Genomic DNA, 11162 nt, shown 5'->3' on the forward strand with positions numbered 1-11162 from the left:
GGCTCAACCTTTCTTCGCTTCGGCCAGCACGGAAGCCAGGGTGCGCTGCACCAGCTGGATCTTGAAGGCGTTGTCCGGCGTGGTGCGGGCGCCGGCCAGCATCTGCTCGGCCACCGGCCCGGCGCCGCGCGCCAGGTTCTGCTCGGCGGCTTCGATGCGCCACGGCTTGTGCGCCACGCCGCCCAGCGCCACCCGCCCGCTGCCGTCCGGCTGGACGATGGCGGCCACCGACACCAGCGCGAACGCATACGACGCGCGGTCGCGCACCTTGCGGTAGACATGTTTGCCGCCCAACGGCCTGGGCAGCTTCACCGACGTGATCAGTTCGCCCGCTTCCAGCGCCGTTTCGATATGCGGCGTATTGCCCGGCAGGCGGTGCAGCGACACGATGGGGATGGTGCGCGCCGAACCGTCCGGTTTCACGGTTTCCACTTCCGCGTCCAGCAGGCGCATGGCCACCGCCATGTCGCTCGGATGGGTAGCGATGCAGGCGTCGCTGCCGCCAACCACCGCGTGATGCCGCGTGTAGCCGCCGATGGCCGAACAGCCGCTGCCCGGCTGGCGCTTGTTGCAGGGCTGGTTGGTGTCGTAAAAATAGGGGCAACGGGTGCGCTGCAGCAGGTTGCCGGCCGTGGTGGCGCGGTTACGCAGCTGCATCGACGCTCCGGCCAGCAGCGCGCGCGCCAGCACGCCGTAGTCGCGCCGCACGCGTTCGTCGGAAGCCAGGTCGGTGTTGCGCACCAGCGCGCCCACCCGCAGGCCGCCGTCCGGCAGCACTTCGATCTGGTCCAGCGCCAGCCCGTTCACGTCGATCAGGTGCGCCGGGGTTTCGATTTCCAGCTTCATCAGGTCCAGCAGATTGGTGCCGCCGGCGATGAAGCGGCTGCCGGGCGCACGCTGCGCGGCCGCCGCTGCCTCGGCCGGCGACTGCACGCGCTGATAAGTGAAGGCTCTCATGCCGCCCTCCCGGCCGCGCCGCTGCCCACCTCGACGATGGCGTCCACGATGTTGGAGTAGGCGCCGCAACGGCAGATGTTGCCGCTCATGCGCTCGCGGATTTCCTCCACGCTGAGCATGGGCCTGGCGGTCAGGTCCGCCGTCACGTGGCTGGGCTTGCCCTGGCTGATCTCATCCAGCACCGCCACCGCCGAACAGACCTGGCCGGGGGTACAGTAACCGCACTGGTAGCCGTCGTGCCGGACGAAGGCGGCCTGCATGGGGTGCAGCCTGTCCGGATTGCCGAGCCCCTCAATGGTGGTGACCTGCGCGCCCTCGTGCATCACAGCCAGTGTCAGGCAGGAATTGATGCGCCGCCCATCGAGCAGCACGGTGCAGGCGCCGCACTGGCCGTGGTCGCAGCCCTTCTTGGTGCCGGTGAGGTGCAGATGCTCGCGCAGCGCGTCGAGCAGCGAAGTGCGCGCGTCCACATTGAGCTCGTGCCTGGCGCCGTTCACCGTCAAGGCGCACTTGACCGGCGGCAGGCTGGCCGGCGGCGCTGCGCCGTCCTGTGCCTTGGCCAGCGCCACGGGCGGAATGGCGGCCGCCGTGGCGGACAGCGCACCCGCGATCAGCAGGTCGCGGCGGGAGATCTTGGTACCGGGTAACTCATCCATGGTTCGCATCCTCCGGGGCTGGTGACGCGAACCATTCTAGGACAACTATCGAACACGACTTGCACTGTTGCCTGCCGGATTTAACGCAATGAAGGTGATCCGTTCCCGGTGTTTTTGATCGAGATCAAAGGTTTGGGCGGATTAATTTCTTACGATCACTGAGACGCGGGCCTGGTGGCCCCCACACTCGACAGGGAGATTCCATGAGCAAGATGATGAAAGCAGCGGTGGTACGGGCCTTCGGCCAGCCGCTGCACATTGAAGACGTGGCCGTGCCGGCGCCGGGTCCCGGGCAAGTCCTGGTCAAGATCGAGGCGTGCGGCGTCTGCCACACGGACCTGCACGCGGCCTGCGGCGACTGGCCGGTCAAGCCCAATCCGCCCTTTATCCCCGGCCATGAAGGCGTAGGCTACGTGGCCGAAGTCGGCGCGGGCGTCAAGCACGTCAAGGCCGGCGACCGGGTCGGCATCCCCTGGCTGTACTCGGCCTGCGGACACTGCCCGCATTGCCTGGGCGGCTGGGAAACGCTGTGCGAATCGCAGCAAAACACCGGCTACTCCGTCAACGGCGGGTTCGCCGAATACGCGCTGGCCGATGCCGGCTACGTGGGCCACCTGCCGAAGGACATCGCATTTGTCGACATTGCCCCCATCCTGTGCGCCGGCGTCACCGTTTACAAGGGCTTGAAGGTAACCGACACCAAGCCGGGCGACTGGGTTGTCATCTCCGGCATCGGCGGGCTTGGGCATATGGCGGTGCAATACGCCAGGGCCATGGGACTGAACGTGGTGGCGGTCGATATCGACGAGCGCAAGCTGGCCCTGGCGCGGCGGCTGGGCGCCGCCCTCACCGTCAACGCCAGCACCGCCGACCCGGCGGCTGCGATCAAGAAAGAGATCGGCGGCGCACATGGCGTGCTGGTAACGGCGGTGTCGCCCAAGGCCTTCTCCCAGGCGCTGGGCATGGTTCGGCGGGGCGGCACGGTTTCCCTGAACGGCCTGCCGCCGGGCGACTTCCCGCTGCCCATATTCGACATGGTACTGAACGGCATCACAGTGCGCGGCTCCATCGTCGGCACCCGCCTGGACCTGCAGGAATCGCTGGCGTTCGCCGACGAAGGCAAGGTCAAAGCGACCGTCTCGACCGACCGCCTGGACAACATCAACCAGGTCTTCGACCGCATGCGCGAGGGCGATATCGAAGGCCGGGTGGTGCTGGACCTGTCGCATTGAGCAGTCCGGCCGGCGGCATGCGCCTGTCAGCGCGCGTTCCGCCGGCCCCAGATCCTACCCCGCCGCATGCGCCGTCAACTCCTGGGCGATGTGGTCCTTCAGCACGTCCAGCAGCGGCTGCATTTGCGCGACGATTTGCTGAGCCTGGGCGGGCGTGGCGTCGGGCGGCAGGTGCTCAAGGGCCAGGCACAGCTCGGCGAAGCTCATCGCACCGACCGCGCGGGCCGACGATTTGATGCGGTGGCCCAGCTCGGCCAGGCGCGTCATGTCTGCTTCGGCCATGGCCTGGCTTACTTCCACCATGCCGTCGCGCGCGGCGTCCAGGAACATCAGCGCGTATTTGCGCATCTTGTCGTGCTTGTTGCCGAAGGTTTGCGCCAGCGCGGCGATGTCGAACAAGTCGGCGTCCGCGACGGGCACGGGCCGGGTGTCGGCGGGGCCGGCCGGCGGGCCGGCGCCGGGGAGGTCGGCGGCGGATGCGGATGCGGCGGCCATGGCAGCGGCGTCGTCCAGCGCCGCCGGGCTTTCCGGCAGCGGCGTTTCAATGCCGGCGGCGGCCGACACGGCTAGCCTGCCATCGAGGCGCGGCGGCCGCGTGCCTTCCACGGCACGCTGCATCATCCAGCGCGACAGCACCGTAAACAACAGATTGGGCGCAATCGGCTTGGTGATGAATTCGTCCATGCCCGCGGCGATGCAGCGGGCCTGGTCGTCGCGTCCGGCGTTGGCGGTCATGGCGATCACCAGGGTGCCGGTGAGCCTGGGATGCGAACGGATCAGGCGCGTGGCTTCGTAGCCGTCCATCACCGGCATCTGCACGTCCATCAGCACGCAATCGAAGCGCTCCTTGAGCAGCAGGTCGATGGCTTCCTTGCCGTTGTTGGCGATGCACACCGTGGCGCCGGCGTCTTCCAGCAATTCCTGGCCCACCTGCTGGCTGAAGATGTTGTCTTCCACCAGCAGGATGTTGGCGCCCTGGATGGTGGCCATGACGTCAGCCTGCAGCACGTCGTTGCGGCTTTGCTCCAGGAAGTTGGTGCCCTTGGCCAGGCGCGCGGTAAACCAGAAGGTGCTGCCGTGGCCGCGCAGGCTGTCGACGCCGACCGCGCCGCCCATCAGCTCGGCGAGCTGCTTGCTGATGACCAGGCCCAGCCCGGTGCCGCCGTACTTGCGCGTGGTGGAGGTGTCGGCCTGGTGGAAGGACTGGAACAGCTTGTCCATCTGCTCCTTGGTCATGCCGATCCCCTGGTCCTGCACTTCAAAGCGCACCACGGTGTGGGTGTCGCGGTCTTCCACCGGGCGGGCGCGGATGTAGATCTTGCCGTTCTCGGAAAACTTGATGGCGTTGCTGGTGAAGTTGAGCAGCACCTGCTCCAGCCGCAGCGGGTCGCCGCGCAGCTGGTGCGACAGGCCGGGCCAGATCTCGAAAATCAGTTCCAGGTCCTTGCGCGCGGCACTTTCGCCGAGCTGGCTGGAAACGTTGCCCAGCAAGGTTTCCAGCGCAAAATCCAGCACTTCCAGCTCCAGCTTGCCCGCCTCGATCTTGGAGAAGTCGAGGATGTCGTTGATGATGCCCAGCAGGTGCTGGCCGGAGTGATAGATTTTTTGCAAGTAGTCGCGCTGCTTGGGATGGGTGACCGACTTCAGCGCCAGGTGCGCCATGCCGATGATGCTGTTCATCGGCGTGCGGATCTCGTGGCTCATATTGGACAGGAAGTCGCTCTTGGCCTGGTTGGCGGCCTGGGCCTGCTCCTTCAGGTTGTGCAGCTCGGTGATGTCGGTGGCCAGGCCGATCACGGCCGCCACGTCGCCGTCGATGCGCACCGGCGCCTTGACGGTCCACAAGTGCTGCACGGCGCCGTCGCGGCCCACATAGCGCTCTTCGCCGGCGCGCTTCACGCCGTCCAGGAATACTTCGCGCTCCTCGGCCCAGGCGGCGTCGGCCTGCGCGGCCGGCATCAGCTCGCGGTCGCTCTTGCCGATGATGTCCTCGACCGGCAAGCCCATGGCTTCGGCGGTCTTGGCGTTGGCGTAGATATAGCGGCGCTGCTGGTCTTTCATGAAGACGCGCGCATCCACGTTGTTGAGCACGCTATCCAGCAGCAGGCGCTGCTCGACGGCGCTGCGGCGCGAGAAGTACATGGTCAGCAGGTAGCTGTAGATCAGCATGGTGACGATGAAGCCGGTGGCCAGCGCGATCCATGGGAAGTAGGCGTCCAGCCCGGTGTGCATGTCGGAGCGCTTGACGCGGAACAGCGCCTTCCACAAGGTGCCGTTGAAGTCGATCGGCAGCACCGTTTCCATGTACTCGTCCGGGTTGGATGGGGCGATCGGCGCCGCTTCGATCGAGCCGTCGTCGTTGTACAGCAGGCGGTCGGTTTTTTCGATGGCAAGGCGGCGCTTTTCCACGTCGGTGGAGCTGTCCGCGTACAGCAGCATGTGTACTTGCCGGATAGCCATCTCGTCGATGGCGCCCTGCACCAGCTTGGCGACCGAAAAGCCGATGCCGACCGAGCCGATATAGGCCGCGCGGCGGCTGGCCACGTCGTGGATCGGCATGCCGCGCTTGTACACCGGCAGGCGCATGCCGAGGCCGATGTGCGGCAGCGGCTTCTTCACGATCACCGGCTGGCCGGAGGCGCTGATCTGGCCGGTGTCGCGCGACAAATCCATTGCGCGCGCAATGGCCGGGTTGACGCCGATGTCCACGCCGAAGCGCTCCATGACCTTGTCCATCGGCTCGAGGTAGAGCAGCACGGTGTACTGGTCGCGCCGGCCGGGCGGCTTGATGTCGAAATTGGGGTAGCCCTGCGGATTCAGGCTGCGGTCGTTGCGCACGGCGGCCACGAAGGCGTCGCGTTCGGCGTCCGTCACCGGCACCGCGTAGTTGAGCGCTTCGATGGCCGGGAAATGCTGCGGCAGGTTCAGGCTGGCCACGTACTGGTGGAACTGCTGGCGGTTGAGCGAGTCGCTGGTCTGGAACAGCGCCACCAGCCCGCGCACCACGTCCGAATAGGATTTCACCCGCTGCGAAATACTGTACTGGGTGCTGCGCGCCAGGTTGTCGAAGCGCTGGCGGTCGTCGTCTTCCACGGCGCGCGCCGCGTTCGAGTACAGCACCATGCCGACCGACATTGCCAGCGACAAGCCTATGCCCCAGAGCACAGTCCTTAAATTCATCAGGCCTTTGAGCAGGGAACCCAGGTTACGCATTCACGGTCACTTCATGCCAAGTTGTTTTGCATTGGAGCAGCATACTATTAAACACGGTTTCTCAACCAGAACTAACTGGCCATAGCCGCTGCTAGCAACACGCTAGTGATGCGCGGATTGGTTTTATGGCAAGCACGGAACCTCTGCTCCTTTTTGCGCTCTAAGCAACGAGCAGGAGGTGATCATGCATGCCATTCCACGACCATCCGCCATGGTAATCGCTGCCGGCCTCGCATGGGGCGCAAATTGCACCGCCGCAGAGCGGGAGCACAGCGAATTCGACGCGGTGCTGGCAGTGCCGGCGCAGCTGGCAAGCGGCGGCCCGGGCGCAGCGGATGCGGCGGTGCGCCTGCATTTCACCGTGCCGCGCGCGCTGGGACGCAAGGTCGGCTGGCGCCTGCAGCTGGTGGACCCGGCCGGCAACACCGTACGGCAATGGCGTGGTGCGGCTACCACGCAACGCGGCGCCAGCGGGGCACGCGACGGCGAAGGCACTGTGACGCTGCCGTGCTGCGCCGCTCGCCGCCCGCAGCGGCAGGGCGCGGCGCCCGCCCTGCCCGACGGCGTCTACCAGCTGCGCCTGCGCGCAGAGGCCGGCAGCGGCCGCGCGCGCGAAGTCATCCGGCAACGCTGGGAAGTCATGGTGGGACACCCGGCGCCGCTGGCCATGCGGCAGTTCGCCCCGCTGCCCACCGCCCGCGCCGCGCGCAGCGCCGCTGGCCTGCAGCCGGCCGCCGGCGAACTGCCCTACACCGTCTACTACGGCAACCTGCACAGCCAGACCAGCCACAGCGACGGCGGCGGTGCGATCGAGCATTGCAGCGGCGCCCAGGCGCCGCAAAGCGCACCCTTCGGACCGGAGGATGCGTACGACTACGCCCGCCGCCACGGCCTGGATTTCCTGATGACGTCCGAACACAACCACATGTACGACGGCTCGGAAGGCACCGATGCGTCCGCCGATCCGGCCCGCGCAACCGGCTTGTACCGCAGCGGCCTGGCGGCGGCGAACGCCTACAGCGCAGCGCACCCGGACTTCCTGGCCGTATACGGCCTGGAATGGGGCGTCATCAGCGGCGGCGGCCACTTGAACATCCTGAACAGCCAGGAATTGCTGGGCTGGGAACGCAACGCCGGCGGCGACCTGCTGGCCGACACCGCCACCGCCAAGGGGGACTACGGCGCACTCTACACGCTGATGCGCGAGCGCGGCTGGCTGGGCCAGTTCAACCATCCCAAGCAGAACCAATTCCGCGCCGGCGGCAAGCCGCTGGGCTACACCGAAGACGGCGACGCCGCCATGGCGCTGTGCGAAGTGATGAACACCAACGCCTTCTCCGTCAACACCACCGAAACGGAAACGCGCCGCAGCACCTACGAGGAAACGTGCCAGCGCCTCCTGGAGGCCGGCTACCACGTGGCCTTTGCCACCAACCAGGACAACCACTGCGCCAACTGGGGCATGTCGGCGCCCAACCGCACGGCAATATTGATACCGCAAGCATCCGCGCTGTCGTCCACCGCCTTCCTCGACGCGATCCGCGCCCGGCGCGTGTTCGCCACCATGGACAAGCAGGCCCAGATCATTCTCACCGCGAACGGCCGCCTGATGGGTGAGCGCTTTAGCAACAGCGGGCCGCTGACGCTGGAAGTGCGGCACGCCAGCGCTGGCGGCAAGCAGGTAGCCGCGCTGGCCATCATCGAAGGCGAGCCCGGCCGCCGCAACTCGGCCGCCCCGCTGCCGGGCGCCTCCGCCAGCACCACCATCACCCCCACGCCGGGCGAGCACTTCTACTACGCGCGCATCACCCAGGACGACGGCGCCGTGCTGTGGTCCGCCCCGGTCTGGGTTAGCCAGCAGCCTGCGCCGCCCTAGCAACAGGCATGCGCCGGGCATGTCACAATAGACGGATGAGACCACGCGCCGCTATGGAGACTTGCATGCCCGCACGACAGAATACCGCCCAAACCGCCACCGGCGCCGATCCCCATCTCTGGCTTGAGGACGTGGCAGGCGAGGCGCCGCTGGAATGGGTGCGCGGACAAAACGCCGTCGCCAGCGGCGAACTGGAAGCCACGCCGCAGTTCGCGGCGCTGCATGCGCGCTTCAAGACCATCCTCAATTCGCAGGACCGCATTCCTTACGTCAGCCTGCATGAAGGCTATTACTACAACTTCTGGCGCGACGCCACCCATGTGCGCGGCATCTGGCGCCGCACCACGCCGGAACAGTTCGTGCTGGCCGATCCGGCGTGGCAGACCATGCTCGACCTCGACACCCTGGCCGCCGCCGAGGACGAGAACTGGGTCTGGGCCGGCGCCGACTTCCTGCACCGCGATACGCGCTGCCTGCTGTCGCTGTCGCGCGGCGGTGGCGATGCCTGCGTGCTGCGCGAATTCGACGTTGCCACCCTCGCCTTCGTGGCGGACGGCTTCAGGCTGCCGGAAGCGAAGACGCGCTCGGCCTGGATCGACCGCGACACCCTGTTTGTCGCCACCGACTTCGGCCCGGGGTCCATGACCAGTTCCGGCTACCCGCGCATCGTCAAGGAATGGCGCCGGGGCACGCCGCTGGACCAGGCGCTGACCGTGTTCGAAGGCGCGCCGGACGACCTGGCAGTGGGCGCGGCCAAGGACTTCACGCCCGGCCACGAGTTCCAGCTGATCTGGCGCTCCATGAGCTTCTACGCCAACCAGCTGTACCTGCGCGAAGGCGCCGGCCTGGTCAAGGTGGACAAGCCGGACGACGCCACCGCCTACACCGTGCGCGACCAGCTCATCATCGAACTGCGCTCCGAATGGACGGTGAACGGCGCCGTCTATCCGCAAGGCGCGTTGCTGGCCACGGATTTCCGGCGCCACATGCGGGGCGAGCGCGACTTCGCGGTGCTGTTCGCGCCCACGCCCACCAGCTCGCTCGACGGCGTCAGCGCCACGCGTTCGGCCCTGCTGCTGAATGAACTGGACAACGTGAAGAACCGCATCGTCGAGCTGCGCCACGTGGACGGCGCGTGGCAGCGCCGCACCGTCAACGCGCCCGCCTTCGGCACCCTGGACGCGAGCGCGCTCGACAGCATCGACAGCGACCAGTACTTCCTGTCCGTCACCGACTTCCTCACGCCCACCACGCTCTACCTGGCCGAGGCCGGCAGCGACGAGCGGCTGCAGCTGAAAGCCCTGCCCGCCTATTTCGACGCCGCGCCATGCCGGGTGCAGCAGTTCCAGGCCACCTCGCGTGACGGCACTGCCGTGCCCTATTTCGTCGTCAGCGGCAAGGACGCGGCGCCCGGCGCCGAACGCCCGGCGCTGCTGTACGGCTACGGCGGTTTCGAGGTGTCGCTGAAGCCCTTCTACAGCGCCGTCACCGGCTCCGCGTGGCTGGAGCAAGGCGGCGTCTACGTGCTGGCCAACATCCGGGGCGGCGGCGAATTCGGCCCGCGCTGGCACCAGGCAGCGCTGAAGGAACACCGCCAGCGCGCCTTCGACGACTTCATCGCCGTGGCAGAAGACCTGCTCGCGCGCAGCCTGAGCACTCCGCGCCGCCTCGGCATCATGGGCGGCAGCAACGGCGGCCTGCTGGTGGGCGCCGTCATGGCGCAGCGCCCCGAACTGTTCAACGCCGTGGTGTGCCAGGTGCCGCTGCTGGACATGAAGCGCTACCATCAACTGCTGGCCGGCGCCTCCTGGATGGGCGAATACGGCGACCCGGACGATCCGGCGCAGTGGGACTACATTGCGCGCTATTCGCCCTACCAGAACGTGCACGCCGGCAAGCGCTATCCGCGCGTGCTGTTCACCACTTCCACCCGCGACGACCGCGTCCATCCCGGCCACGCGCGCAAGATGGCAGCGCTGATGCAAGGCCAGGGACACGACGTGCTGTACTGGGAAAATACCGAGGGCGGCCATGCCGGCGCCGCCAACAACGACCAGCAAGCCATGATGTGGGCGCTGACCTACGCCTTCCTGCTCAAGCAACTGGGCTGAGCGCTGTCGTTGCGCCTATCGTGCGCGGCGGAAAGACAGAAAGTTTTATCTTTGGAAATAGTTCCCAACAGTATTGCCTTATTGCTAAACTAACTATTTTTGCAGCGTGTTGCTGCGTGCAACGACTGCTTGACTCCGCTATTTAGCGGAGTATCTTTTACGTCCATATCCGCTACCCCTGCCGAGGATTTCCGCCGATGAACAACATGACCGACTTTGCCGAGGAACTGGACATCAAGCTGCTGCTGCAGACCTTGATGGCCCTGAAAAAAGGCGACTTTACGGTACGCATGCCGTCCGACTGGACTGGCATGCCGGGCAAGATCGCCGACACGCTCAATGAGATCATCGAGACCAAGGAAAAAATGGTCAAAGTGGTCACCGAGGTGAGCCGCGTGGTGGGCCGCGAAGGCCGCCTGACGCAGCGCGCGCTGGTGCCCAACGTGACCGGCGGCTGGCAGACCATCCTGAGCTCCGTCAACACGCTGATCGACGACCTGGTGCGCCCCACCACCGAAATGGCGCGCGTGATCGGCGCGGTGGCGAAAGGCGACCTGTCGCAGACCATGGCGCTGGAAGTGGACGGCCATCCGCTCAAGGGCCAGTACCTGCGCGCGGCCACCACCGCCAACACCATGGTGGAGCAGCTGTCTTCGTTCTCCTCCGAAGTGACGCGCGTGGCGCGCGAAGTGGGTACCGAGGGCAAGCTGGGCGGCCAGGCACAGGTGAAAGGCGTGGCCGGCACGTGGAAGGACTTGACCGACTCGGTGAACTCCATGGCCGGCAACCTCACCTCCCAGGTGCGCAACATCGCCGAAGTGACCACCGCCGTGGCCAACGGCGACTTGTCCAAGAAAATCACGGTGGACGTGCGCGGCGAGATCCTGCAGCTGAAGGACACCATCAACGTGATGGTGGACCAGCTGCGCTCCTTCGCCTCGGAAGTAACGCGCGTGGCGCGCGAGGTGGGCACCGAAGGCAAGCTGGGCGGCCAGGCCTACGTGCCCGGCGTAGGCGGCACCTGGAAGGACTTGACCGACAACGTGAACTTCATGGCATCGAACCTGACGGGCCAGGTGCGCAACATCGCGGCGGTGACCACCGCCGTGGCGCGCGG

At 66.7% G+C, this 11162-nt stretch carries 7 protein-coding genes; 4 read left to right on the forward strand and 3 right to left on the reverse strand.

Annotation, left to right across the window (positions count from 1 at the left end):
* Positions 1-3 precede the first annotated feature (3 nt).
* Positions 4-957 carry an FAD binding domain-containing protein gene (locus AC6H42_RS24840; protein ID WP_057156945.1) on the reverse strand — a complete coding sequence of 318 codons (954 nt, stop codon included), beginning with the start codon at positions 955-957 and terminating at the stop codon, positions 4-6.
* A complete protein-coding gene (paoA, locus tag AC6H42_RS24845) occupies positions 954-1613 on the reverse strand; it encodes an aldehyde dehydrogenase iron-sulfur subunit PaoA (protein ID WP_497549187.1) in 660 nt (219 codons plus the stop codon). Before paoA ends, AC6H42_RS24840 begins: the two co-directional genes overlap by 4 nt.
* Before the next feature lie 203 nt (positions 1614-1816).
* Between paoA and adhP the strand changes: the two genes are divergently transcribed.
* On the forward strand, positions 1817-2845 hold the full coding sequence (adhP, locus tag AC6H42_RS24850) for an alcohol dehydrogenase AdhP (RefSeq protein WP_057156943.1): 1029 nt from the start codon (positions 1817-1819) through the stop codon (positions 2843-2845).
* A gap of 54 nt (positions 2846-2899) precedes the next feature.
* On the opposite strand, the gene AC6H42_RS24855 is transcribed toward adhP, so the two are convergent.
* The gene (locus AC6H42_RS24855; RefSeq protein WP_057156942.1) at positions 2900-6058 is read right to left on the reverse strand and encodes a CHASE domain-containing protein; all 3159 of its coding nucleotides are present in this window, start codon (positions 6056-6058) and stop codon (positions 2900-2902) included.
* 184 nt (positions 6059-6242) lie between these two features.
* Between AC6H42_RS24855 and AC6H42_RS24860 the strand changes: the two genes are divergently transcribed.
* The 3 genes from AC6H42_RS24860 to AC6H42_RS24870 form a co-directional block, all read left to right on the forward strand.
* A complete protein-coding gene (locus tag AC6H42_RS24860; protein ID WP_497549188.1) occupies positions 6243-7934 on the forward strand; it encodes a CehA/McbA family metallohydrolase in 1692 nt (563 codons plus the stop codon).
* A gap of 65 nt (positions 7935-7999) precedes the next feature.
* The gene (locus AC6H42_RS24865) at positions 8000-10045 is read left to right on the forward strand and encodes a prolyl oligopeptidase family serine peptidase (protein ID WP_497549189.1); all 2046 of its coding nucleotides are present in this window, start codon (positions 8000-8002) and stop codon (positions 10043-10045) included.
* A gap of 197 nt (positions 10046-10242) precedes the next feature.
* Positions 10243-11162 (forward strand): HAMP domain-containing protein (locus AC6H42_RS24870; RefSeq protein ID WP_497549190.1); only part of this gene is annotated, 920 nt, incomplete at its 3' end.

It is taken from the genome of Massilia sp. NBRC 108631 (genome assembly GCF_059704565.1).